Source organism: Gemmatimonadota bacterium, from assembly GCA_016719105.1.
Lineage (GTDB): Bacteria > Gemmatimonadota > Gemmatimonadetes > Gemmatimonadales > Gemmatimonadaceae > SCN-70-22.
In genome coordinates this window covers 1-24094 of the sequence record JADKAQ010000014.1, presented here as the reverse complement: position 1 = coordinate 24094, position 24094 = coordinate 1, and the positions used below count along the sequence as shown (strand labels likewise).

24 protein-coding genes and 1 pseudogene are annotated in these 24094 nt (G+C 66.3%); 5 read left to right on the top strand and 20 right to left on the bottom strand.

Going from position 1 to position 24094, the window contains the following annotated elements; translation table 11 throughout:
* The first annotated feature begins 209 nt into the window (after window positions 1–209).
* A complete protein-coding gene (locus IPN47_14745; GenBank protein ID MBK9409272.1) occupies window positions 210–1301 on the top strand; it encodes a hypothetical protein in 1092 nt (363 codons plus the stop codon).
* A 101-nt stretch (window positions 1302–1402) separates the two neighbouring features.
* On the opposite strand, the gene IPN47_14740 is transcribed toward IPN47_14745, so the two are convergent.
* The 8 genes from IPN47_14740 to IPN47_14705 all read right to left on the bottom strand — a co-directional run bounded on the left by IPN47_14740 (window position 1403) and on the right by IPN47_14705 (window position 7463).
* Window positions 1403–1744 (bottom strand): alpha/beta hydrolase, encoded by a 342-nt coding sequence (locus IPN47_14740; GenBank protein MBK9409271.1) that lies wholly within the window; start codon window positions 1742–1744, stop codon window positions 1403–1405.
* A 44-nt stretch (window positions 1745–1788) separates the two neighbouring features.
* Window positions 1789–2574, bottom strand: a complete 786-nt coding sequence (locus IPN47_14735) for an alpha/beta hydrolase (protein MBK9409270.1) — start codon at window positions 2572–2574, stop codon at window positions 1789–1791.
* A 250-nt stretch (window positions 2575–2824) separates the two neighbouring features.
* A complete protein-coding gene (locus tag IPN47_14730) occupies window positions 2825–3256 on the bottom strand; it encodes a hypothetical protein (protein ID MBK9409269.1) in 432 nt (143 codons plus the stop codon).
* A 164-nt stretch (window positions 3257–3420) separates the two neighbouring features.
* Window positions 3421–3795: a hypothetical protein gene (locus tag IPN47_14725; protein ID MBK9409268.1), complete on the bottom strand. Its 375-nt coding sequence runs from the start codon at window positions 3793–3795 to the stop codon at window positions 3421–3423.
* Window positions 3796–4433: 638 nt separating this feature from the next.
* Entirely contained in the window at window positions 4434–4691 is a 258-nt protein-coding gene (locus IPN47_14720; protein MBK9409267.1) for a VOC family protein, read from the bottom strand.
* A gap of 1150 nt (window positions 4692–5841) precedes the next feature.
* On the bottom strand, window positions 5842–6219 hold the full coding sequence (locus IPN47_14715; GenBank protein MBK9409266.1) for a lipocalin-like domain-containing protein: 378 nt from the start codon (window positions 6217–6219) through the stop codon (window positions 5842–5844).
* 91 nt (window positions 6220–6310) lie between these two features.
* Window positions 6311–6610, bottom strand: coding sequence for a HigA family addiction module antidote protein (locus tag IPN47_14710; protein ID MBK9409265.1), 300 nt, complete (start codon window positions 6608–6610; stop codon window positions 6311–6313).
* Between the two features lie 628 nt (window positions 6611–7238).
* Window positions 7239–7463: a hypothetical protein gene (locus IPN47_14705; protein ID MBK9409264.1), complete on the bottom strand. Its 225-nt coding sequence runs from the start codon at window positions 7461–7463 to the stop codon at window positions 7239–7241.
* A 342-nt stretch (window positions 7464–7805) separates the two neighbouring features.
* Between IPN47_14705 and IPN47_14700 the strand changes: the two genes are divergently transcribed.
* Entirely contained in the window at window positions 7806–8174 is a 369-nt protein-coding gene (locus IPN47_14700; protein MBK9409263.1) for a PadR family transcriptional regulator, read from the top strand.
* Window positions 8158–10917: an ABC transporter permease gene (locus IPN47_14695; protein ID MBK9409262.1), complete on the top strand. Its 2760-nt coding sequence runs from the start codon at window positions 8158–8160 to the stop codon at window positions 10915–10917. The genes IPN47_14700 and IPN47_14695 overlap by 17 nt, the downstream gene beginning before the upstream one ends.
* A gap of 165 nt (window positions 10918–11082) precedes the next feature.
* Here the strand turns inward: IPN47_14695 and IPN47_14690 are convergent.
* Window positions 11083–11277, bottom strand: a pseudogene (locus IPN47_14690) (HipA domain-containing protein).
* Between the two features lie 99 nt (window positions 11278–11376).
* Entirely contained in the window at window positions 11377–11748 is a 372-nt protein-coding gene (locus tag IPN47_14685; protein ID MBK9409261.1) for a lipocalin-like domain-containing protein, read from the bottom strand.
* 840 nt (window positions 11749–12588) lie between these two features.
* On the opposite strand from IPN47_14685, the gene IPN47_14680 reads away from it, so the two are divergent.
* Window positions 12589–14142: an IS1182 family transposase gene (locus tag IPN47_14680; protein ID MBK9409260.1), complete on the top strand. Its 1554-nt coding sequence runs from the start codon at window positions 12589–12591 to the stop codon at window positions 14140–14142.
* Between the two features lie 867 nt (window positions 14143–15009).
* On the opposite strand, the gene IPN47_14675 is transcribed toward IPN47_14680, so the two are convergent.
* From IPN47_14675 to IPN47_14630, 10 genes are all read right to left on the bottom strand, one after another.
* Window positions 15010–15453, bottom strand: coding sequence for a hypothetical protein (locus tag IPN47_14675; GenBank protein ID MBK9409259.1), 444 nt, complete (start codon window positions 15451–15453; stop codon window positions 15010–15012).
* Entirely contained in the window at window positions 15450–15794 is a 345-nt protein-coding gene (locus tag IPN47_14670) for a hypothetical protein (GenBank protein ID MBK9409258.1), read from the bottom strand. The genes IPN47_14675 and IPN47_14670 overlap by 4 nt, the downstream gene beginning before the upstream one ends.
* A 589-nt stretch (window positions 15795–16383) precedes the next feature.
* A complete protein-coding gene (locus IPN47_14665; protein MBK9409257.1) occupies window positions 16384–17013 on the bottom strand; it encodes a hypothetical protein in 630 nt (209 codons plus the stop codon).
* Complete coding sequence (locus IPN47_14660; GenBank protein MBK9409256.1) at window positions 16974–18479, bottom strand: CHAT domain-containing protein; 1506 nt, start codon at window positions 18477–18479, stop codon at window positions 16974–16976. Before IPN47_14660 ends, IPN47_14665 begins: the two co-directional genes overlap by 40 nt.
* A gap of 8 nt (window positions 18480–18487) precedes the next feature.
* The gene (locus IPN47_14655; GenBank protein MBK9409255.1) at window positions 18488–19234 is read right to left on the bottom strand and encodes a hypothetical protein; all 747 of its coding nucleotides are present in this window, start codon (window positions 19232–19234) and stop codon (window positions 18488–18490) included.
* A 1451-nt stretch (window positions 19235–20685) separates the two neighbouring features.
* Entirely contained in the window at window positions 20686–20877 is a 192-nt protein-coding gene (locus IPN47_14650) for a DUF4304 domain-containing protein (GenBank protein ID MBK9409254.1), read from the bottom strand.
* 104 nt (window positions 20878–20981) lie between these two features.
* On the bottom strand, window positions 20982–21170 hold the full coding sequence (locus IPN47_14645) for a type II toxin-antitoxin system RelE/ParE family toxin (GenBank protein MBK9409253.1): 189 nt from the start codon (window positions 21168–21170) through the stop codon (window positions 20982–20984).
* Window positions 21171–21340: 170 nt separating this feature from the next.
* On the bottom strand, window positions 21341–21469 hold the full coding sequence (locus tag IPN47_14640) for an addiction module protein (GenBank protein ID MBK9409252.1): 129 nt from the start codon (window positions 21467–21469) through the stop codon (window positions 21341–21343).
* Window positions 21470–22278: 809 nt separating this feature from the next.
* Window positions 22279–22659 carry a DUF4145 domain-containing protein gene (locus IPN47_14635; protein ID MBK9409251.1) on the bottom strand — a complete coding sequence of 127 codons (381 nt, stop codon included), beginning with the start codon at window positions 22657–22659 and terminating at the stop codon, window positions 22279–22281.
* Window positions 22660–22958: 299 nt separating this feature from the next.
* Complete coding sequence (locus tag IPN47_14630) at window positions 22959–23471, bottom strand: hypothetical protein (protein ID MBK9409250.1); 513 nt, start codon at window positions 23469–23471, stop codon at window positions 22959–22961.
* A 416-nt stretch (window positions 23472–23887) separates the two neighbouring features.
* Here IPN47_14630 and IPN47_14625 point away from each other — a divergent pair, with 416 nt between their 5' ends.
* Window positions 23888–24082: a hypothetical protein gene (locus tag IPN47_14625; GenBank protein MBK9409249.1), complete on the top strand. Its 195-nt coding sequence runs from the start codon at window positions 23888–23890 to the stop codon at window positions 24080–24082.
* Window positions 24083–24094 lie beyond the last annotated feature (12 nt).

The following is a 24094-nucleotide window of genomic DNA, read 5'->3' as shown; positions in this document are numbered from 1 at the left end:
ACTCGTGTTGGGCGTATCGCGAGATACTACGACGCCCGGTCGTGGTTGTCGAACCTGGCCGTCAGCCGCGGGGGCGCGCCGGGAGGGTTGCGTTGCGCGGAACGCAACTCGTTCGTGCCACGCGTGGCCGGATTCGCCCGGCGCCTGCGCCTCTCGGGGTGAGCGGAGTGCTTCGCTCGGAAATCGTCCCTCTCACTCACCCCCCGTCCATGCCCACCTCGCCACGCCTCCCTGCGCGCCTCGTCGGCGCGGCAACGCTCTCCCTCGCCGGTGCGCTCACGCTCGCCGCCTGCAACGATAGCACCGCCCCTTCCCACGCGCCCACCCTCACGCCACGGGTGGCGATGTGCTGTGGCGGCGTCCCTACCTGGAGCGCCTCCGAGCTCCCCCTTCCTCCCGGGAGCTGGGTCCAGTCCGACGCCGCGGCCTCCAACGACAGCAACATCGTGGTGGGGCACCTGGTGGATGCCACCGGCTTCCAGCGCCCGGTGCGCTGGGTCAACGGCGTCCCCTACCTCGCCGTCCTCCCGCTCTCCGACCACTCCACCTTCATCCTTGGCGTCAACAACGCCGGCGAGATGGTCGGGGGCGGGCAGCTCATGACCCCGCCGTACCTGGGCGTGCGGAAGCCGGTCCGCTGGGCGCAGGGGATCGTGACCTTCCTCCCCACGTTAGGCTTTGACGGCTACGCCCGCGACATCAACATGTCGCGCGTGTCGGTCGGCGAGTCGCGCTCCGGCGCGGCGATCAAGCGCCACGCCGTGAAGTGGAGCGCCAACGGCGCCATCACCGACCTCCATCCGGCCGGGGCGAGCACCAGCGTGGCGTACGGCATCAACGACGCCGGCGACATCGTCGGACGCGCCGACTTCCCCAACGGGGCGCACGCCTGGAAGTGGAAGGCCAACGGGACGCAGGTCGACCTCGGCCTCACCAAGAACTACGCCGCCGAGGAGATCAACAACCTCGGGGAGGCCGTCGGGACCATCCCCTCCCAGACGGGTTACGTCGCCACGCTGTGGACGTCGGCCGGGACCTCCACGCTCCTCCCCGGTGTCCCCGCGCCGAGCCTCGGGACCGGGATCTCCAACGCCCATCGCGTCATCGGCACCACGGCCGCCACTGGTGTCTCGTCCCCGTTCACGGCGAAGGCGAACTCCTTCACCATCCTCCCTTCACTGGCGACGTGGAGCTCGGTCCAGCCGCAGGACGTCAATCGCTGCGGGCACATCGTGGGGCGCGCGTTCACGCCGGCGGGCTACCGCGCAGTGCGGTGGATGCGCTCGGAGTGTGACGCGTAGCGACGAATGCAGCGGATGTCGTCGCGGTCCAGGAGGTGGCTGCGGTATCGAGGGGCGCGTGCGTCGGCCGGTGACGCCGGCGCACGTGCCCTAACGCTGGACTACTGGAAGAGCAGCGGAGGCGGCGGCGCCTCGCACGCACTGCGGGGAGCCGCCCGCTCGTCGGCGGTGAGCGCTTTCTCCCACTCGGCCGCTTCTGCCTGCTCGCCAGGTGAACCACTCGCGATGTCATCGGCACTGATCGAATCCAGGCGCTGATACACGCGAGGAGACTCTCGTTGCGCGCGCGAGTTGAAATCTTCGGGCACCGGATCAACGAGCACGAGACCTACGACCTCGGCCGGATACGTCGCTGCGAAGACGCGGACATACAAGCCGCCGGCAGAATGCCCGACGAGGAGATACGGTGGCGGCAGTCGCGCCGCCCGGAGCGCCGCATGCAACGCCTCAGTTCAACTGTCTGCTCCAGCGCAGGCGAGGCGGAACCTCAGTGGGCGAGAAACGCGAGAAGCGCTTCCCGGAACGGCCCGGGTGCCTCGAGGTTCACCATGTGCCCGACTCCAGGGATGTCGACACGCTGCACGCGGGCCGCTTGCGCCTGGATGGCCCGCGCGACGTCGAGAATGAACGGGGTGTCGGCCGTGCCCACCACCAGCAGGATGGGGGCGGTAAGCTCGGCGAGACGACCGGCCGCAGGGGGCGCGGCTTCCACCTCGAGGTCCGGATGGCGAACCACGCCGGCCCAGAACGGGGACTGATCCTCGACCCACTGCCGCACGCGCTTTGCGGTGGTGGAGTCGCGCAGCGCAGTGCGAATGTAGGCGCTGCCGAGCCACGCCCGCGCCACCGCGACCGAGTCTTGCCGCTTCGCTGCCTCGCGTGCGACCGCGAGCCACGCGGTATCGGCGTCCTCGGCCCACGTCCCGCCGCTGATGCCCGGCGCGACCAGCACGAGGCGATCCACTCGCTCGGGATGCGCGAGTGCGAAGTCCATCGCGACACGCCCCCCGAGGGAGAGGCCGACGAGCGACGCCCGTGGCAACTGCAGCGCGTCCATCAGGGCGCGCAGGTCGTGATGCGCAGAGAATGCGGTGTCCGAAGCGCCTGAGCGACCGTAGCCTCGCGCGTCATACCGGATGACGCGATGTGTGCGCTGAAGTGCGCCAAACTCCGCGTCCCACATGCGACGGTCGAGATTGCCGCCATGCAGGAGGATTACCGGGCTCCCGGTGCCGGCACTCTCGTAGAACAGCGTACTGCCAGGGACGCGCACACGGCCAGTATCTGGTTCGGTCGCGACGGACGAAGCGGAGGGCGCGCGATCGGCCGGCCGACACGACGCGAGGAGAAGAATCAGGAACAGGAGGCGCATGCGCTCACTCTACCCACCTCTTCACGAACGGATCCTCCCCGGTGTACGGCTAACGCTGAACCTGCGCTGCAGCCGAGCGCAATAGAGCGAGCGAAGCGAGCAGACACTAGATCGGTTGTCTGCTCCAGCGCAGGTCAGGCGGCGCCGGCACCTAGTCCTGCCCGAGTGAAGTCGTCCGCCGCACGAACGCCGACACGATCATCGCCACCCCGGCAGCGAGGTCGAGGCAGACAGAGACCCAGAGCGCCACGATCGCTCCCTGCATTGTGGGGCCGTGTTCTGCGAATGCGATCGCCGCATCGATCAGCGCCAATCCAAGCAACGCAGCCACCACGCCGGCGGCAGCTGTCCAGCCGCGTCGTCGAGTGGGGCCACCGGCACGACGGCGAGACGATCCGAACGCCTGTGCCGCCACCAACAGGTTCAGGATGACGTTCACCCAGAAGGCAGGAACCGCCCGTTCCGGCATGGCGCCCGGAAACGTGTCGGCGCGGACGGATGGAATGACCGAGGTGGCGAGAATGGCCGCCGTCGCCAGTGTTGCCACCGCTGCGAACGGGAGTAGTCGCCCGGGCCAGTGCATCGCTACCTCCTGTGAAGGATATACCGGACGTTGCGCAGCCTAACGCGTGTGCCTGTTGCGGACACTCGAAGAGTATTTGTGGGCGCAGTCCGGGCCATGCTTAGCGCAGCCGTCAGCAGTAAACCTCGCTAGAGTGCCGCGCACCGGTGGCCGGCCGGACGGGCTCAAGGTACAAGCGGCCAGGCACGCACCAGACGGGATAGCACCAGAACATCGAGCGCGGCGGCGAGCCCTACGCCAGCGGCATACATAGCGAAGTCCCATGGGTCGAAGGTGCGTCCGAGCGCCGCAATGCCGGCGCCCTGCAGGAGTTCGGCACCGGATGATGCCAGGAGGACCACGATCGCCTTCGAGGCTGCCGGCCGCAGGGCGGCCACTCGGTCGTCGATGAAGCACAACAGGTAGTAGAACGCGAACGGCAGCGTGAGGTCTGAGAAGTAGCTGCTGACCAGCGGCCGCAACTCCGGGTCAAGAAGTGCGCGCAGGTCGATCAAGTGGAAAGCGGCGACAAGCAGATTGATCGCTACGCCGATAGCCAAGCGCGTAGGTGAGCGTCGGAGCAAGGGAGCGATGGGCACGAGGTGCTCAGGAAGTCTCGGAGTCGCAGATGCCAGTTGGGTCGCTGACGAACTGCGCCACGGCGGCCGTCCTCGCCATCATAACCCCCTCATCACGTGTGTTCGGAAGCCGCAAGATTCTCCGTCAGCGAGCGAGAAAGAAGCTGATTAGCGCTGCGACCGAGCCGAAGGCGGCAGCCACGAGTCGCCCCATCGCCGACTTTGTCAGAAAAAGGCGCGACAGCCCTGGAAGGCAGGCCACACAAAAGACGAGAAACGCGCCGGAGACGTCGCGGGGGTGGGGGCGTCTGGAACCACTCGCGAGCCGCCGCGAGCGCCGTCGCGCCCATGGTGAGTAGCAAGAGCGCGGGCAAGCAGTGCGCTCGAACCCGCGTGCGGCTCTGTAGTCGGACGTGTCTGCCATGCGGACCAGAATGCTGCGGTGGATTCGCGAACGAAACGGCGTGATGCCGCGTGCGCATCGATTCCTGAGCCCGCGCACTAGCGCGGTTGAGCGATCATGAAGCACAACCCGTCCGGCGCGACGACGAAGAACGCGCGATAGGGTTGACCGTTGATCTCCTGCTCGTCGACAGTTCCGGGCTTTGCTCCGTTCGCCATCAGTTCGGCGAATGCGGCGTCGAGGTCGTCGACTTCGAAGAAGCACCCCTCCTGCGTCGGATCGCCGCCATTCTGAGCGAGCCCCGGTGCGATACCGTCGCGTGCAGTACAGCAGCGGGATGTGGCGTCTCGCGCCGCGCCGCGACGCGAAACCCGAAGGCCTGCTCATAGTATGGAATCGCTGCGGCGACATCGGCGACAGGGAGCGCAAGCGCGTCGTCGGCATAGGGCACAGCGGCAAGAAAGACAGCCTTCATTGACACTCATCCATGAACTAGCCGTTGTCGTCGGCCTAGCGTCCGCGTTCTGCTGCGCTGCATCCAACCAACGCGAGGTGGGCCGGCGCGATGCCCTGCCCGCACAATGAGTGGCGCCGGCCCACGCCGCCGGCCCAACGCGGCAACGGCCGCAACATGCCGCCCATGGCGCACGCGGCCAAGCCGGCCTTCCCGCGGGTGCACTGAGAACCGCATGCAGGCGCATCCCGCGTTCTGTGCCGGGCCAGTCAAACATGCCGGAGGGCACGCCAGGCGTGCGGCACGAACCCAGCCCGCGGGGCGGCGTGTACCGCCGAAGCGTCCGTGCCACGCTTGGTCGCCAGACGGCGCGCCAAGTGTCCAAGCGCGAAGTCGCAGACGAGACCGAACCCACCGCCGTCGAAGAAGTCCTTCAGCGTCGGCATCACGTAATCCGGGACGGGACTCGGTGCTCGGTGCCAGAACGGATTGCGCGTCGCGGGTTGCTGCGTGGTGGGGTCCTTGACCCCATACTCGGCGCCGAGTTCAGAAGCGGGCCGATCTCGTCGTTCAGGGCCGCGGGCACGGCGAGTGCGAATGTTGAAGACCACGCGAGCGACGTATGACCCGCTCGGATACGGCCGCGGCAGTTGTCGAGATAGCGTCCCCGCGAACTGCAGGATGGTCGGATCGGCGGGATCACCCGGGGGGCCAATCGAAGACGGCGCGGTCGGTGGCGTCCGTGAGCCGCGCAATCTAGGACAGGTCCCACGTTGCTGCCTGCGCCGATGCCTCCGCCGCAGCGATGGGCCGGGGTAGCCCGCCACTCACGGCGGGAGGGATGAACGCCAGGGAAGCGAGCTTGCCGACATCTTCGACGAACTCACGTCGACTACTGTGGCCCGTTCCGTTTCGCCATGTGCTTCCTCGCAGTCGGTATCACGTCACGGTTCAAAATCAGCCGCTTCAATCAAGCGAGCGGAGCGAGCACGCGAAAGCGCAGCTGGCGGTCGCGACCGTTGTGAGGCCGCGAGGGATATCCGCTTACCGCACGCGAACGAGCAAACGATGCGATGTCGTACTGTTGCCGATGACGAGCGTGTCGCCAGCGAGGCGATACTGTCGTCGCTGGTCCGTGCCGGTATACAGGCCCCGGGAGTCTCCCTCCACCTTATGCACGACAGCGCTCTGCGCCACGTCGACGACATACGTGCCAAAGTACGCCCGGTAGTCCTCGGTGGCGCGCCGGAGTTCTTCGGGCGTCGCCGTCGAACCACTGCTCGCCTCGGGCACTATCCACCCGGAAGGTGCTCGGGCCGCGCATGATCTGAATCGACACGTGTCCGGTCGGATCGTACGTGAAGTAGCCCGTCGGTTTCTGTCCGTACCGATACACCAACGGGCTCGATGGCGTTTCACGGTCCCAAAACTCAACGAGGCGCCAGGTGCCGATTAGCGCTGTCGTGTGAGTGCGCACGACGGGCACCGCAGCATCCGCGAGAAGGTAGCGGGCGCCCAATGACCCAGCCGCAACGATGAGCGATGCCATCACGACGCGTTGAACTGTCTGCACAACAATCTCCGATGGCTGGTGTCGTGTAATCCGCCGCCTAACGCCCCGTTGGGCCGAGCGTGCGCGTCTATGCGACTCTCCCGGCCCACGGCTTGATGCGCCGCAGCACGGGCGCGAGCGCCTTCGCCGCCACCTCAGTGTCGTGCGCGGCCTGCGCGCGGAGCCAGTAGCCGTTCGAGAGCCCGAAGAACCGGCACAGGCGGAGGTCGGTGTCGGCGGTGATGGCGCGGCGGCCGGCGATGATCTCCCCGATGCGCTGGGCGGGCACGCCGATCTCCTTGGCGAGGCGGTACTGGGAGAGCTGCATCGGCACGAGGAACTCTTCCAGCAGGAGTTTCCCAGGCGTGACAGGCTTGCGCGCGGACATTGAGGACTCAGCTTAACGGAACGACACGATCATGCCGAATAGTAACGCCGCGCGTGCTCACGGCAAGCGTGACTACCGGTGGCTTCACCGTCCGGCGGCGGCCCAGCGCCGGCTTCTGCAGCGGGCGCTCCAACAGAATGCGCGCGCAGCGCGCTTCCGAAAACGCCAGTCTGCAGCAAGCAACGTTAGGCCAACGCATCGCGGACGTGGCGTCCAAACGGCCCTCCGCGCAGCAGAACGGTGACAGGAGGTGCGGTCGGTGGTGGTATGCTCGGCGCTCCTCGGTCCCGGAGCGCGCATGCCCGACGCGGCATCGGCGGCGCATGGCGTTTGGAAGCCGCGACGCCCCCAGGCGTCGGTGATCGACCAGATCCTCGCCCACCTCCGCGCCCGCCGTGCGCCGGCGGCCCACGCGGGTGCGTCGGATTGGTCCCGCCGGGATCGGCCCCCCACCTCGACCGCCGTTCGCACGGCGCTCACCGCGCCCGAGCGAGACGGAGGGCACGGCACCGCCCGTCACGCGGCGCTCGCGAGGTCGGCGATCGCGCCGTATGCTCGACCGATAGTCCACCGACTCCGATTGTAATCCCTCTCCGGCGAGGTCGAAGCTGCTGTCGGCAAAGTCGAGCTACGACTGATCAATGTCGAGCACCTCGTAGCCCGACGCAGCGCACGCCGCGAGGTCCTCGGTGCCGATGGTGATGCCAACGTCCTTGAGCCCCGCGTCCCTGAACAGCTCCAGCGCTAGCCCCTGCCCGCACCCCACATGCAGCACCCGCGCCGCCCGCTGGCGGCGGCGCCACCCTCGGTACCAGTGCCCACAGGTGGCGCGTGAGCTCGGTGTGTTCGCCAACTACTGCGGGCGCAAAGGGTAGCACCGCCGTGACCTCTCCCGGTGCCTTCCTCGGCACCCCGGGGAGAATTGCCGCCCGGGCATGTTGGACGGGACTCCACCGCTGCCCCGCACCGCGTCCTGGATGCCCGTTCCCTCCTTGGTTCCCTCCCCGCATCCCAACGCTGCCGTATCTCGATCGCTCCGCGCCGCGAGCCTTCAGCGCCTCGTCCGCGGCGAAAGCCTCGCGCTGCTCCTCGTTGGACATCGCGCTCCAATCGTCCTCTCCCGCCCACCCCTCCTTGCCGACGCCTCCCTCACCCTACTATTCTGGACGAGGTATCCACCCCGGGGATTGCGACCATGGATCTGAAGCGCGAACTCATGCGCGGCGCCGGACCGGCAGCCGTGCTGCAGCTCCTCAAGCGACGCGAGATGTATGGTTACGAACTCGCCGAAGCGCTCGGCGCACGTTCCGACGGCGTCCTGGCCATGGGGCAGTCCACGCTCTATCCCCTGCTCTACAATCTCGAAGCCAAGGAACTCGTCGAGAGTCGCTGGCTCGAGCACAAGTCCGGACGCAAGCGTCGCTACTATCGCCTGACGTCGGCCGGCGCCGCCGAACTCAAGGAACATCGCGCACGCTGGCAGGAGCTCTTCGAGGCAATGATCGGACTCGGGCTGGTGTCACCCATTGCCGCGGGAGTCCTGACCCATGACGCGACCGGATGATGCCCTGCCGCGCCGTCTCGAGCGGCGCGAACTCGTACGCCAGGCGCGCGCGCAGGGGCTCCCAGACCTGCTGGCCGAGCGCGTGGCCGATGTGGTCGACGGCAGCCATCTCAGCGATGAGCGCCGCGCCGAGGTCTTTCGCGAGATGGTCAGCCACTTCGAGGACGGACTGGCGGCCGGCCGCTCGCCGGAAGATCTGAGCCAGTCATTCGGCGACGGACGCCATGCGGCGACCCTCATCCGCGCCGAGAAGCGCGTGGTGACGCCGGAGTCGATGGGCGGGAGCGGCGGCGGTGATGGCGTGCTGCGCATGACGCTCCGCGATGTGCGGTATGCTGCCCGGCGTTTGCTTGCCCGCCCCGCCTTCACCGCCATCGCGGTTATCTCGCTGGCCATCGGCATCGGCGCCAACGCTGCCATCTTCACCCTGGTCAACGAGGTCATTCTCCGCCGCCCGCCGCTCGAGCGCCCGGAGGAACTGGTCGACATCTATGGCTCCAACCCCGACGCCGCCTTCAACCCGCTCGCGTACCCCGAGTATCAGGACCTGGCGCGGATGACCGAGCTCTTCTCCGGGGTCGCGGCCACTCGGATGGGCTACGCGGTGCGAAGCGAGGGAGACCGCACCGAGCGCCTGGCCGTGCAGCTCGTGTCGGGCAACTACTTTCAGGTGCTGGGACTACGGCCGGCCCGGGGACGCCTCATCGAGCCTAACGACGGCGACGCCGCCGGGCGCAGCCCCGTGGCCGTGCTCTCCGACCGCTACTGGCGCCGTGCCTATGGTGGCGACCCGTCGGTCGTCGGTCGCTCCATTCGCTTGAGCGGCGGCGAGTACACCATCATCGGCGTCACCCGCCCCGACTTCCAGAGCGGCTTCCCTTCCATCGGCATCGAGATCTTCGTCCCGGTCACGATGGTCGCCCAGCTCATGGCCAGTACTGAGAATACGCTCGAGTCGCGAGGCGATCACTCCACCTTCGTGCGGGCCCGTCTCGCCAGCGGCGTCACCCTGCCGCAGGTGCGCGCGTCACTCGAGGCGTTCAGCACTCGGCTGCACGAGCAGCGGGTGACCGGATGGGAGGGCGTCATGAGCTTTTCCGTCCTCCCCACGCGCGACGTGATCCTCTTTCCCCCCATCGACCGCCTTCTGCGCCCGGTCGCCGTCGTCATGATGGGCGTGGTGGGGATGGTCCTCCTGATCGCCTGCGCCAACCTGGCCGGCTTCCTCCTCGCCCGGGCCGTCGATCGCCGCAAGGAGGTGGCCATCCGGCTCGCCATCGGCGCCAGTCGGCAACGCCTCGTCTTCCAGCTCCTCATCGAAACGCTCCTGCTGGCGATGATGGGAGGCGTTGCCGGTCTCGTGCTCGGCCGCGCCATCCTCAAGAGCGTGCTGGCCGCCGATCTCCCCATCCCGCTCCCGTTAGGCATCGACCTCTCGCTCGACGTCCGCGTCCTCGCCTTCCTGCTGGCCGTCTCGCTCCTGGCCGGCATCGCCTTCGGACTCATGCCCGCGCTGCAAGCCACCGGCCTCGATCTGGCATCGGTCATTCGCGAGGAAGGGACCGGCGGCGGGCGCTCCAAGGGCCGATTGCGCCGCGCCCTCGTCATCGGGCAGGTGGCGGTCTCGGTCGTCCTGCTCATGGCGGCCGGGCTCTTCGTGCGCAGCGTGCGCGCCGTGCGCAACGTCGACCCCGGCTTCGGCCGGGCCCCCGGCGCCCTGCTCTGGCTCAGCCCCCCCTCCAGCCAAAGCCCCGCCGAGCAGAATCGCCGCATGGACCTCCTCGCCACACGCCTGGCTGCCATTCCGGGCGTGCAGCATGTGGGACGCACCAACAGCATGCACCTCAACCTGCTCGGCAACAGCAGCACGGCCATCAACGTTGATGGCGTCGAACCACCCCCGGGCGAGGTGACCCACGCCATCGATCGGGCCGCCATCGACAGCGGCTTCATCGCCGCCATGGGTATGCAGCTGACGAGCGGGCGCAACTTCACCGCCGCCGACGCCGATACCTCGCGCCGAGTCGCGATCGTGAACGAGGCCTTTGTCCGGAAGTTCTGGCCCGGCCTGGACGCCGTCGGCCGCCGCTTCCGCGGACGCGATGGCCTCGAGACGGAAGTCGTCGGGGTGGTCAACACCGCCCGCATCCGCACCCTGGCCGAGGACCCCCGCCCAGCCGTCTACCTGCCGCTGCGGGAGAACTCCGAGGTGTGGATGATCATCCGCGGCAACGCCGACGCCGATGCCGACGTCACGCGCGCCCTGGGCGTCCTGCGCGACGTGAATCCCGATGCCATGGTCATCGAGGCGCGCACCATGGCCCGCCACATCGGCATCATGTCGCTCCCGCTGGCGTTGGGCGCCAACGCGCTCTCGGTCTTCGCCGTCGTCGCCCTCCTCATGGCCAGCATTGGTCTGTACGGCACCGTCTCCTATTCCGTCGCCCAGCGCTCGCGCGAGGTCGGCATCCGCCTCTCCCTCGGCGCCACCGCCGGCGGCGTCGTGCGGTTGCTCACCTGGGACGGCGTGCGGCTGGTGATTGTTGGGGCGGCCTGCGGTGTTGCACTCGGCGTGTTGTTCGGGCGGATGATCGAGGGGTTGCTGTACGACACCAACGCGCTCGATCCGATCGCCCTCGCGTCCGTCCCGCTGGTACTCATCGTGGTGGCGGGCATTGCCGCCTATCTCCCGGCGCGACGGGCGGGGCGGATCGATCCGGTGGTGGCGATCAAGGCGGAATGAGGGGGGCGCTCGGGCGCGCAAGCGACGAAACGCATCCTGCATCTCGTCGCGCAGCGCCGGCGCGATGCCGGCCTGCGCGGCCTCGTCGGGCCAGGTCGTCATCGCCGCCTCGACGTCTTCCAGGATCTGCGCGCCGCGCCCCGGCACGCCATACTGGGCCCCCACCGCCGACAGGTCGTCGCGCGTGAAGCCGTCGTCCTTGCCGCGCACCGTCATCTGGTGCGAACGTGCCCACTGTCCCCCCACCGCCCAGATCACATCGTACGCCGGCGCCAGCGCCCACACCCCGTCGGGGCGCATGAGAAAGGCGAGATTCTTAACGCAATCGTCCTGGTTGCGCGCCGCCAGGTTGAAGACCATCCGCAATCCGCTCGACAGCAGCAAACATCGTTATGCGGTGAGCAACGGGGCTGAGACGCCGCGCCTGTTCTGCCGATGAGCGGACAGGTGCCCTTAATCTCACCGCTTTTGAACCCGCTCCCAAATCAGCGTGTTCTCGACCATGGGCGGCGACGGCCCATCGACGCGCAGGGAAACGCGATTCGGCCCCTCGAAGGTGAACCAACGCTTCCAAGTCTGACCGACAAAATTAGGAGTTCCCGCGATCTCCACGCGATGGATCACGAATCCCTCTTTCGCGTGGATCTCCACGCTGGCACAGTACGCGCCGAAGCCTGCGACTCCAGTCAGCGCTTCCTGAGGAGTCGGACTACCTGCCGAGTTCCATTTGGGCCGATTCGGATCCATGGCGACGTAGCACATGTGGCCCGTGTCGGTATAGATGATATAGGCGGCACTCTTCGGATCCTGTTTTGTGCTTCCATCAGCCATTCGCTGTGGCTGAGATACGAGCCGCCACATGCCTACGAATTGCTTCGCAACCGCGTCTTCGGACTGCGCAGACGCGCGGCTTGGCACCGCCGATCACCAGTAGGAATGTTAGCGCGCTGGTCGCGTTCATCTGACTCTCCAAGTATGCTCGCTCGTTCGCCGAAGCCGGTGTGCCGCATAACGTGTGAGCTAACCGGCCCGTTGCGGCATGTGGCTAAAGTCCCGAAAGGAAATGGCGGGCCTTTCGCCGCATGCCGCAATGGGTCCGATTGAGCGAATGGTTAGGCAGCACCGCGCGCACCCGACCTGCCTGCCCGAAGCAGGATCGCGATGACGGTTGCAACCAGTACATTGGCAACTGTCCCACCATCAGTAGGTCGGCCGAAGAGGAGAGTTCCATTTATCAGTCCATCCGGGGACGAATGCGACCAAGCCGACTGCTGTGACAACTATTGCTCTGGAATGGAGGCGGAAGGCCAGCACTGCCCCTGCCATACCAAGCAACGAAACTGCAAGAAGTCCCACGCCCACGAGCGTCGTGATGTTGTCCTGCGCAATGCACTTTTGGAATCCCTGCGCAACCTTGCCTGATGAGAATGGCACCACCGGCGGCCCTCGCAATTGAGAGAAGTAGGCACACTCCAGCCGCAGCCTTGAGTAGCGTTGCCGGTCTTGTCTTCATACGACCTCCGTACGAAAAACGGATTGGTGTTTATATTGCCTAACGTGGCTGTAGGAAAACCCCGTCGATGCCCGCGCTGTGGACACGGAACTTCACGGGGTGCGGCGGGTTCCCCCGGCAGCGAATCTGTGGCCGTTCCCCGCTGCCGTCGAGATCCCATGGCCCGCTACAAGGCGATCGACACCAACCCCCGGCTGCTCCCGGTCAACCTGGCGGCGCAGCTCCTCCCCGGCACCTTCGAGCACGCGGTCGACCACCTGCTCGACCATGCCATCGACCTGTCGCGCTTCGACGTCCGGTTCCGGAACGACACCACGGGCGCGCCAGCGTATCCCCCGGCGGTGCTGCTCAAGGTGGTGCTCTGTGCCTACGCGCGCGGGATCGTCAGCAGCCGGGCGATCGCCCGACTCTGCGAGGAGCACGTGACCTTCATCGCGCTCTGCGGAACACGCACCCCGCACTTCACGACGATCGCCGCGTTCGTCAGCGGCCTCGGCCCGGACATCGCCCACGTCTTCGCGGCCGTCCTCGCGGTGTGTGATCAGCAGGGGCTGATCGGCCGGGAGATGTTCGCGATCGATGGCGTGAAGCTCCCGAGCAACGCGTCCAAGCGGCGCAGCGGGAAGCGCGCCGACTTCGAACGCCAGGCCGAGAAGCTGGAAGCCGCCGCCGCGCGGATGCTCACGCGGCATCAAGCGACCGACGCGACGGAGGAGGGGCCGCCCGACCCACCGGACGGACCCCCGACAACGCGGCGGGCGCGGGACGCGGAGCGCTTGGCGCGGCTCGAGCGCGACGCGGCGCAGCTGCGGGCGTGGCTCGCCGCGCATCCCGACGACCGGCGCAGCGCCAAAGGCGCCGTGCGCCTGAGCAATCGCACGGATCCCGACAGCGCGAAGATGGCGACCGGCAAAGGCGTGGTGCAGGGCTACACCGCCGTCGCGGCGGTCGACGCCAAGGCCCAGATCATAATCGACGCCCAGGCGCATGGCACCGGGACCGAGCAGGAGCTGTTGCTGCCCGTGGTGGCCGCCCTCGCCCCGCACGCGACCGCCACGACGCTGATCACGGCCGATGCGGGCTACCATAGTGAGGACAACCTGCGCACCTTGGCGACGCAGGAGCGCCCGGCGCTGATCGCGGACAAGGGCATGCGCGCCCGGGACGAGCGCTTCGCCACGCAGGCGCGCCATCAGCAGGGCTCGGATCCGCTGCACGACAAGTCGCGCACGCCGACGCGCCTCCCGGTGTACCAGCCCCACGACTTCACCTACGATCCCGTCGCCCGCACCTGTGTGTGCCCCGCGGGCAAGTCGCTGTATCGGAAGGGCAAGGACCTGGTGATCAAGGGCTACCGCGGCGCGCAGTTCCGCGGGGCCAAGCGCGATTGCGGGCCGTGTGCGCATCGCGCGCGGTGCCTGCGCACCCCCAACCGCACGGACACGCGGCAGGTGATGTTCTTCGACGGGCCGGCGCCGAATCGGCCCGAGAGTTACACCCGGCAGATGCAACGGCGCTTGGACACGCCCGAGGGCCGCGCGCAGTACGGGCGCCGCTTCGCGACCGTGGAGCCGGTCTTCGCGAACCTCCGCCACAACAAGGGGCTCGCGCGCTTCACGCTCCGCGGCCGCGCGAAGGTGGACGGGCAGTGGAAGCTCTTCTGCCTGGTTCACAACATCGAGAAGCTCGCCCACGCGGGGTACGCCGCCTAACGCGCGGGCGGACGCGCGCCATCGCGCGCCGCGCGAGGCCCGCCGCTCCCTGGGGAGCGCACCAGCCGCCGATTCGTCAACACACGGAGGATAACGTCGCGCATCGCGCGGTCGCCGGCAGTGCACGCAGGCTTATTCTACATCCTCAACGTCCGGGTTGAGCTGCAACTGGCGTACAATAGACGCGGCGGAGCCGCGCTCCGACAGTCTCGCTAGTTGTCTGTTCCAACCTCATGTTGGCCAGGGCGTGCTACTCGCTAACGCGACGCTGGCGCAACTCTTCCTCACATGGTCTCCCCAGTCGCTCGGCCCGTCGCAGTCGGGGGTGCTGCTACCTGTGCACCCGCTTACTCGCTTAGTCCTCCGATCAGGTTCCACACGTTCGCCGGTAGTCCGCAACGCGCACAGGTTGTCTCTCCGCCAGGCTGGCGTTTGGTCATGAAGTCCTTACTGCAGACGGTACACCGCTCGCCAGCACGCCGTGGCACACTTGGGCCCCCGGCGCGCGTCAACTCGTGAGTGAGCACCTGCGCGATGCACTCCACACAGGTGTGCGCAGCACTCGGAGAGAGCTGCTGGTCCTCTCGGAGTTGCTTGACCATTCGCACGAACGGCGGGGCGATCGAGGATGTTCGTTGCCGTGCCGCGCGTATCGCACGGTAGGTGCCCACGGGAATCCCGATCGCGAGCCCGACCACTACGACTAGGACGTTCCAGAGAAAGTCCGGAGCCGTCATTCGTCCTCCGCATTGGCTTTCCCGGCTTCATGCGGGCGAGCGCGATGCCCGATCCGCCGCCCACACGTCCAAGGCGCGCCTGCGACACTCGCACCCGTAGGCCTACACCAGCCACTGGAATGGCCTGACGCTACCCAATCGGCGGCCACAGTGGCCTGAACAACTTCCCCAGCGGGCCAAGCCTCTCCGCAACCTCGGTGCCCGAAGTGTCCTCGAACCACATCTCGAAGAAGATGCCCACGGTGAGGGGAAGGGGATTGAGCCAGTAACCCGTTGCGAGTGACGGGCTGGTCGCGATGCCGACGACAGCGAGGAACACGCCGACCACGATGAGAGCAGCCATCGCGGGAGACCACACCACGTACGCGACCATCAGGAACAACGCGAGTCCGAATTTGACGCCCTTCTCCACGCCCCCCGGTGCCTCACGGAGGAAGCCGCCCTGCAGCTCGGACTCGATCATGCGCGACTGGAGCAACACGCCGTCGACACTTCGGTCGGGAGCGATGTGCTTGTCCTCCGGGTCCACGCCGCCCAGCAGGACGATTCTCCCCTTCAGCTTCCCCGAGATCACATCCCACGCGGCGGTGGTGTCATGGCGCCTCTCGTAGGCACGCGCAGGAGATCGAGCGCATCGACGACATCGGTCGACGCGACGCCCTCGTTCAGCACGATGAGTTCCGAGGTGCTGTCCGCGTGTGAAGACGCACGGTCCTTTCGCGGGACCCAACGGCCGAGCGCCCCCTGCAGGCACCACGCCGTTGCGACCGCGCGTGCGAAGCTCACGTAGAGACTCTTGCCGGATTCCTCGTACGCGCGATATCGCCGCTGCACGTTATCCACATCGACGCCCACCATCGACAGCCCGGCGATTCCCCGGAGGAGTGCTCTATTGCCGAGCGGATTCAGGGGCACGAGCTCCTCGTCAGGACTCGGCCTCATGACCCAGACGATAGGTGCGCGGGTGCTCGGTTCGTCGACGCTCGCGTACTGTCGTGTCGTCCGTCAGAAAATCGACGCCGATCACCGCCAGCGCCTGCGGCATCCGCAGCTTCGATGAGCGTGAGCAACCGGTCGGGACGAAGTGGATATCCGAACGTCGTGTCGCCTCGTGCCTTCGGAGACACCAACACCAGCGTCGTACTCGACGTGTCGTTGAACCGTCGCACCAGCTTATCCAGCACGACGAAGCTCATGCGTTGGAAGACGTCGACGTGCGACCCGTATACCGACACCGTGAAGAGCGCCGCAGACAACGAGGTTCATCCAGGTGATCTTTCCGAACCGCACCCGCAGCGATTCCGGCGGATGCGACGACATGTGCGTCATCTCGCCTCTCGGTGAGAAGGAGCGTGCGCTGCCACATCCTCAGTTCCTCAGGCGTCGCAGGATCCTGCCACTGCCGATTTCCTGTTTCAGCGCCTCCGCGGCCGCGACGATCTTTCTTGTACCGTTCACCCGACGCGACATGCGCGATGGTGAAGGGCGTCGGTCGTCTCATACGTCACGTGCCCCGCGCCTGATGGAGCGGTGCAGCTTCAGCACATACGCCCTCCTCGCCGACGGGCAGATTGCATCCGCTCGACGTGATGTCGCAGACGCTGGCGCCCCCGCCTTCCGGGGAGCAGTTCGCATTCGCAACGGGACATGCGAGCACCGCCAAACCCGCTTCAATGCGCGACGGCATGAGTGGGCGCAGTTCGGCTGCCCCCGCCGCCGTGCGCACGACTCCGTCCGCCAGCTGGAATTCGTCGGCGAGCGACGCGTTGCTCGCCAGAAATGGACGCACGTTCTGCTTCGGAAACGCCTCGCGCAGCCGCTTCACGGTCTCGGAGTCGCGAAGATTCCCGGATGCGTGGCGTACCACGAACGGCCGGATGCAGCCGTTATCACGACACGAGAACGTGAACGTCCTGCCGCCGAGCCGCACTCGCACATAGTCACTGTCCGTTCCGACGCCGGCTCGACGTGCAATCACATTGTTCACGAAGAGCGCTGGATGATACGTGTCGGTCGCGAGGACCTTGCCATCGAGTGTCCATTGCCCTCGTAGGGAGAGGACGTATCCCACGCTCTGCGCTTGCGCCGAGGCGCTCAACGCAAACACAAGAAGTGACACGAGCGGTCTGTACATGGTCGCCTCCCTCCCGTAACCGTCCGAACGCATCGCCGAACACCACCCATCCTGCCCAGTACTTCGGCTCGGGGTACTTTCCTGCGTACGACGTCCTGTGCATTGCGCAGTGCGTCGTCGAAGCTGCGGCTCTCTTCAGCCACTCCGCGCATGAAGGATTCGACCAGCATTGTCGTCGATGAATCGTTGGGCGCCGGCCAGACCGAGACGAGCGACGTCGGCGCACCCGCCGCTGACAGCGCGAGGGGGAATCCCAGCATCCCCTGCCCTTCGACGACCGCACCGTCCGCCATGCGACAGGCCACGAGCAGCAGCAACTGCAGTCCGCGGAGATCGAGCCTCGCGAAATCCGTGGCGGTCAGTCGTGCGGTGGGATCCGTGTTCGCTCCACTCAGCGCAACGTAGGTGCGATCCAGGAATGTGGACAGCGAGTCGCGCAGATTCTGGGGCGTGGTGCCGTGCGTCACGAGCATGCCAACGCGCGCACGCTCCAGCCCTTGCGTGATCGATTCTCGCGTCACGAGGTCGGAGCGCACCGAATCGACACGTAGTCGTGCCTTTCCTAGCGACGGCGAGACGCTTGGCCTTGCCGCGACGGGGGCAAACTGCCCGCGTTCGCCGAAGGCGGGGGCCGAAGCCACGTAGGCCACGGGATCGCGGGCAGGAGGTTGCGTGCGCCTTGCTCCTACCAGATGCGCCCACGACGGGAGGACGGCCACCGGCTGCGACGTGCCACCGGCGGCGGCGATGATCGGCCAGTTGGCGCGAAGCATGCGACCGTCGGGTGAGACGAACACCTGCGCGGTCCTGGGAGGTAGCGCGGCAGCAATCTTTCGCCAGATGGAGTCTGCAAGCGACTGCGTGGCTTGCGCCCAGCGGGCGGAATCGGGAACCGTGAGCGTCGCCGCGCGTCGCCACCCCTCGACCAACGAGTCGACCGCTCCCTGGCGTCCGAGGTCGACCACTCGCGTCATCGAGTCCCTGGAGACAATGAACGCGTTGTATGTTCTCGCCTCTCCGCGAACCAGCGGAGTGGTACGCATGATGTCGACCACCACCTCACCATCGCGGAGCAGCAGACGGTCACGTTGCATCGACCGACTCGAGTCACTTCGTGAGTTGCCGCCGAACGCCTTTGCGAAGGGCGCCAGTTGCTCCCGCAATCTTTGCGAATCGGCGTTCTCCCACCCCCTGCCGCTCGTGAGAAGCGAGCGATACGCGCGAGTGACCGCCTGCTCGTCCTCCGGGAGAGCCTTGATCACTGCGCGAGACGCGGGGAGGCGCGAACCATACGCGATGGCGAGCATGCCCTTGTTCGAGCGTACCACTTCGTAGAGCGCATCAACGCACCGTGCGTTGCCTCCGCAACGATCGAGGATGTAGCGCGTGAGGAGTGCGTTCTGAAACTCCAGAAACTCAATCGCACTACCCTTAGGCGCTCCCCGCAGGAAGGTGAGGGCGCTCACCTCGCTCATCAGTCGCGTGAACTGCCCTGACACCTGGTACTTCGCAGACTCGATGGCGCGTTCAAGCCCGGTTCACGTTCGGCGTTCGCGTTGGGACGCGTGAGTTGTCCTCCTCCACCGAAGAGCCAGCGCAAGCGATCGCTGAACGCCGACTCGATCGTCGAGATCGTCGTCTCCATGGTGATGGCGAGATCGATCGCGCCACCGCGTGCGGCAATGATGCGCTGGGCCGTTTCCCAGTCGTCGGCGAGCGCTTGTCGCGGCGTCGAGTTCACCGAGTCGGAGAGGTGACGCAGTACTCGCGTCGAATCCGACTGCCAGAGTTCATCAGGGAACGTGGCAGTCTTGATCTGCTGCACGGCCAGAGGTGGAGCGGATGCATCGCTCAGCGCCTTGGCAAGGAGTTCGCGGTACCTGCGAAAGCGATCGGGCTCGTCGTGACTCTGCGTCGCGGCTCGAAGCCAAAGCCTGCGCGAAGGATAGCCGGGCCGCTCTGAGCTTTCGACACGCGCGTCGAGCATCGACAGCGCTTCGTTCTGCTCTCTTGTGTCGAACGTGCTGAGCAGGCGATGTGCCGCCAGAAACGCGAGCGGTTGAGTGCCCTCGTAGTTGCTGCTGACGTCGAGCAGCTGCCGACACGCGACCTGAATCAGCCGAAACGGCTGCAGGCACGGCAGGCGGCGACGCCTCGAGGCGAGCGCGATTGATCGGATTGAGCGGGAGTTCGACGTGCCTGACGCAGTCCATGCGGCCACATCGCGCGGAGGTCGAGTCCAGCCAGAGCGAGAGTGGCGTCCCTTCGCGCCGGTCCTTCGCCATGCTGCGCAGGAATCGGAGGCTGACATCGTTGGCGAGCGCGGCGAACATCGAGTCGCGCTGATGTCCCCCGTTCTTCCTCGGAAAGGAGGAGCACGGGAGCCTGCTCCTCCGTCGCACGCCCTGCCTTCGCGCCAGTTGACGGAGCGGGGCTGTCCTTCTTCGCAGGCGCCTTGCGCGTTGCTGGTGGCTTGGGTGTGGAGTTTGGGAACGCAGAAGTGACGGTTCAGCTGCAACGACAGCAGTTAACCTCGCGACAAGCGCGACACATCGCGACCAAGTCTTCAAGTTCCCACCTCACCCCGGCTGCAGATCGTGATCGTGCGCGTATGGACGGCGTACGAAACGACGCTCATGCCCAACGTGCTCGTGACGCGACACTATCGTGTCCAGTGCATTGCGACGTCGGGAACTCGTGACGTCCGGCTGCAACCCTCGCTCGCGTTCGCGTACGTATCCTCCGCGCGCGAGGGGGACAATGGCGATGCGCAATCCAGCGATCGGATCGTGCGACCGCACTAGGAACGCGAGTCCGACGTCACCAAAGAATGCCCCGCCTTGGCTGGTACTTCGGCCGGGCTGCGCCGAGTGTCGGCCCGATCCCTTGCTTCGCGAGCAGCCGCGAGTGGGCGACGACGTGTCCGCGCCGGGCCGGTGCCCCTCGCTGACCGTAGGGTCGGCCTACTCGGAGGATACGGAGCGTCGGCGGACGAGCGGTGGGCGACGCCGGCCCCACTAGGCTGTCGACGAGGGCTCCCTGTCCCGGCGTTTGGCTCACAGGCCGCGCAGGCACGGAGGTGCGCGAGGAGGGGACACCTGACCTGCTCCACGGAAGCGGAGCCCATTCGTCGGTTGGGAGACCAGCCGCATGCGACACGTCTGCACGTCGTCTCGCGTCACCCGGGAGGCTGGATCGCCTTGCTCGCGCTCGAGGAGCGCATCGAGACGGATCAACAGGTCAGCAGGCGGTGAGAGGCGGGGGGAATCCATGCTGACAAAGATGTGTCGGACTGCCTAACGTCCGGGTTGAGCTGCAACTGGCGTATAGCAGAGGCGGCGTAGCCGCCTTCCGCACAACCTGCCAGTTGTCAGCTCCAACCCCATGTTAGGCGCCCTCTGACGAAGCCAACAGGGCTGTGGCCTCATTCGTGACCCAAGCTGCGGCTGGGCGCTGGACGCTGAAGTACTGACGCGCGCACGATATAGTCGACAATGCGTCCAGCCAGCTGGCACTGCGTGCTCAATCACAAGAGTCTCCAGCCCCGCGCCCTGACATTCTGCTGCATCGGTTTCTCGGTCGAGCAGGAGTTGAAGCGCTCCCGGTTCGGCACGAGCCTTGCTGGAGGCGGATGCGGATGGGCAGGAGGTCTGCTCGGCTGCCTGCTCGCGGTCACCCAGCGCGAAAGTAGACGCCAAGATTGACGTAGAACGACGGCCCCCATTGAGACCCTTGGAGACTAAGGACGCCCACCGTCGTGGCGTTGGTCCTCCGCCAAAGTTGCTCCCTGCCTTCCTGGAATCCCGCCGCCTTGAGCGCCGGCGTGAGAGCATGCTGAAGCCACTTGGAGTTATCGGATGCCATCAGTCGGTGCGCCTAACGTTGAGCATCAGCTGCGGCCGCATAAAATCACGCGAGCGAAGCGAGCATACAACAGCGCGGCTGTCTGCTGCATGCGCTGTTGGGCGTCACGCGCGCTGTCGCCAGCGCCGCGGATGAAGGCTGGTGTGGGTACACGCCAGCACATGAAGGCGCTCCCCGTCGAGGAGGTACAGGATGGCGTACGGAAATCGCCGGAGGAGGGCGCGTCGAGCGCCACGATACACCACGGGATAGGCGAGCGGCGTCGCTTCGATCGCGGCGAAGCACGTATCCACGGCACGTAAGAAATCAACGCCTGCCGACCGAGCGGCTCTCGTACCACGCGAAGGTTTCGTCGAGGTCCGCCTCGGCGAGCGGACGAACGACGAGCGCCGTCACTGCCGGTGCTTGCCGACGATGCCGGCGCGGACGTCGGCCCACGGACGCCCTGTCGCCGGATTCGCGCCTAGTCCGCGAGGCGCTCGTCGATCAGCGCCCGCTCAGCGTCTGTGAGCGGCAGGGCCTCGGCATCGGCGTCGGCCGCGATGCTGTCCCAGAGTTCCTCGACCAACTGCAGGCGTTCTGCGATGGTCAGTGGGAGTAGTCGAAGGCGGGGGAGGCCACGCTGGTAGTCTGCTACGGAGGCGCTGCGGGATCAAGGTCGTGTCTGCGCGCCCCGGCGGCGGAAACCGATGTGTGGGCAACGGGATCCGGTCGTGCTGAGCTTCCGGACGGAGTGGACGCCCAACGTTCCTGTTGAGCTGCGGCCGAAGAAAGCAGAGCTGCGCGCAGCGCGCGTTCAACAGATCGGCCGTCTGCTCCAACTAAGTTAGCGCCCGGTGCATCGCCGGCCCCCCCATCGACGTGCGGTGCGGTCGATATGCGGGCAACGACGCGACCAGGCGCATGGCGAAAATAGACGCGGACGACGGCGCTGGTCCCGGCGCCGCTCGGTCCGAGACGCACGAGTTCGGCGCCGGCGGGCAGTCCGGCTTCATCCAGCAGGTCGAACGTCATCGCGGCCAGTGCCTCATACGCCGCGGCCGCGGCCGGCGCCATCCGGTTAGTAGCGGAGAGGGGAAGGCGTCGCCGCTGGGAAGGTCAAGCAGCATGGCCACGAGCGACGGAGCCTCGGCCGCCGCCGCGAGGAGGGGGGCGACCTGATCGAAGGAGGGTAGCGGCGTGACGCGCCCGCCTGCCCAGATGCGATCGACGGGAAGATCAACCGTCGCGATGGGCGCCCGTGAAGCGTCACGGTAAACGTCGCCATGACATGCTCTCCGCGTTCGCAGGGTGGTGCGCCTAACGCCAATGTTGAGCTGCGGCCGGATCAGATAGAGCGAGCGAAGCGAGCGTTCCATCCGGCCGTCTGCTCCAACTACCGTTAGGTGTCCGCGTGCCGGACTATGCCCTCGGCGGCCGCGGAGGGACCGTCTTCTTCAGCTCCTGCGCGCTGCCATGGAGGAGTTGGCTTTGCAGCAGGTTCTCAACTATGTCCATTACAGTTTGTAGCTGTCGAGAGGAGGGCTCGAATCCTCGATGCGCTGACGCGTTCCCTGCTTCCAGAACTGCGTCAAGAACCTCCCGATTCACACGGCTAACGAAGCCATCGGCTTCAAGCTTCATGAGCTTCTGGGCAAACGTTCCCGTATCGCCAATCGTTCGAACGATGAGCATGTCAACGAGAGCCCGCGCGCCCATCAAGCTGAGCCGCGGGCTGTCCGCCGCAATCGCACGATATACCTCCTGAAGCAACTTCTGCTCGAGGTCAGGAAGATCCTTCATCCATGACGGTGGCTTCCGCGACGTTCTCGGAGGATAGAAGTCGACTTGAGAATCCTCCCGGTTCCACTCGGAGAAGAAGAACTCCCTTTTGAGTGAAACTGCCTCGCAGCCGCAGCACTCATAGAGCGTGTAGACGGTCGTCCAGGAGACGGAGTACCCCTCCTCGTATGGCTCGGAGCCGTGCTGCGACCGTTTCTGGAGCCGCGCATGCTTCGTGTCCTGTCCACACTCGTTACAGTACACGCGTTCGATGTAGCGGGGCGCTGCAGCGTGAATGCTCTCGTCGTCTCTGAGGTCCGTCATACGCGGAGTATGTGGTACACCGAACCAAGGTTAGGTGTCGCCGGTGGTGCACCTTCAAGCGCGTCCTGCACGTCTAGGTGCGCAAGCGAAGTAGTGACGGTAGCGATAGCGGCGGCTGCAATCCTGACACATATCGCGGTACCGACGACGACTGCACCTTGCTTGATCAAAAGGCCGCCTCCGAGCCACGCGAGCACACCTACGCACACCCACGTGAGAGCGGAGAGAACTTGAATGCGAAGTCGCCAGTAATCGGGCCAGCTGATCAGGTCGGCCCTACCGATCTCCGGTCTGAGCACCTTCATGGCAGCGCTGTACGTGAGGCCGACAAGCGGGAGCGGTGCGGCCGCTAGGGCAAGCACCCACCCGTCTAGCTTGTCGAACTGACCGATCGCGCCAACCCTTTGAGTCAAGTCAGGCCGGTAGTAGGACACGAGCGCGACGCAGCCGACCGCGACGGACTCCGGCGAGATAATTAGGGCGCGCGCCCACTCAAGGACCTTCTTCACTACTGTGCTCCATGTAGCGGTCCTCGCTTATGCGTGCGAAGATCGGTCGGACGCGCTCATACAGCATCTCCGGCTCGATCTCGCGCTCAATCTGTTCGGAAACTTGAGAATCAAGTGTGCGGACTACAACTCTTCGGCCAGCGCGCTGGCCCTCGACCCTAGCCTTCCCGTAGCCGTCCGCTGCCATCAAGACTGCCGCATCGGCGAACATGCTATCGTAGTTGCCGAGTGGTGCGAGGGGTGCGGCTCGCGCCTCGCCTTCGGTTGTGCCCTGAAGGCTCGACGCAATCTGCGGCACAGAGGTCTGAAGGCGACTCTCGGGGAGCGCGACCTCACGGACATGGACCTCGGAAGTGCGTCGGACCTCATGTATTCTCGAAGTCCCGCCAGCTTCGGCCGAACAGAGGATTCGGCGGATGGACCGTAGCCTCGATCTTAGTTATCTGGCTCAGGGCCGATACGGCCTCCTAAAAAGTCGCCAGGTTCGAGATCGGCTCGATAAAGGATTGCGCGAAGAAGCGACCGTGGCGCCCTCAACAATTGCCGAGAAGGCGCGCTCCGAACTGCTCGCGCTGAAGCTTGTTCCAGATATGCTGGTATGCGATGCCTGAATACTCTGGCAG

Excerpts from the sequence above, each read along its gene's own strand:
- IPN47_14635 (MBK9409251.1), bottom strand. The coding sequence starts at position 22,659 with ATGAAGGATCTTCCTGACCTCGAGCAGAAGTTGCTTCAGGAGGTATAT.
- IPN47_14730 (MBK9409269.1), bottom strand. The coding sequence starts at position 3,256 with ATGCACTGGCCCGGGCGACTACTCCCGTTCGCAGCGGTGGCAACACTG.
- IPN47_14720 (MBK9409267.1), bottom strand. The coding sequence starts at position 4,691 with ATGAAGGCTGTCTTTCTTGCCGCTGTGCCCTATGCCGACGACGCGCTT.
- IPN47_14745 (MBK9409272.1), top strand. The coding sequence starts at position 210 with ATGCCCACCTCGCCACGCCTCCCTGCGCGCCTCGTCGGCGCGGCAACG.
- IPN47_14715 (MBK9409266.1), bottom strand. The coding sequence starts at position 6,219 with ATGGCATCGCTCATCGTTGCGGCTGGGTCATTGGGCGCCCGCTACCTT.
- IPN47_14650 (MBK9409254.1), bottom strand. The coding sequence starts at position 20,877 with ATGGCATCCGATAACTCCAAGTGGCTTCAGCATGCTCTCACGCCGGCG.
- IPN47_14680 (MBK9409260.1), top strand. The coding sequence starts at position 12,589 with ATGGCCCGCTACAAGGCGATCGACACCAACCCCCGGCTGCTCCCGGTC.
- IPN47_14700 (MBK9409263.1), top strand. The coding sequence starts at position 7,806 with ATGGATCTGAAGCGCGAACTCATGCGCGGCGCCGGACCGGCAGCCGTG.
- IPN47_14685 (MBK9409261.1), bottom strand. The coding sequence starts at position 11,748 with ATGGCTGATGGAAGCACAAAACAGGATCCGAAGAGTGCCGCCTATATC.
- IPN47_14695 (MBK9409262.1), top strand. The coding sequence starts at position 8,158 with ATGACGCGACCGGATGATGCCCTGCCGCGCCGTCTCGAGCGGCGCGAA.
- IPN47_14625 (MBK9409249.1), top strand. The coding sequence starts at position 23,888 with ATGGACCGTAGCCTCGATCTTAGTTATCTGGCTCAGGGCCGATACGGC.
- IPN47_14710 (MBK9409265.1), bottom strand. The coding sequence starts at position 6,610 with ATGTCCGCGCGCAAGCCTGTCACGCCTGGGAAACTCCTGCTGGAAGAG.
- IPN47_14665 (MBK9409257.1), bottom strand. The coding sequence starts at position 17,013 with ATGTACAGACCGCTCGTGTCACTTCTTGTGTTTGCGTTGAGCGCCTCG.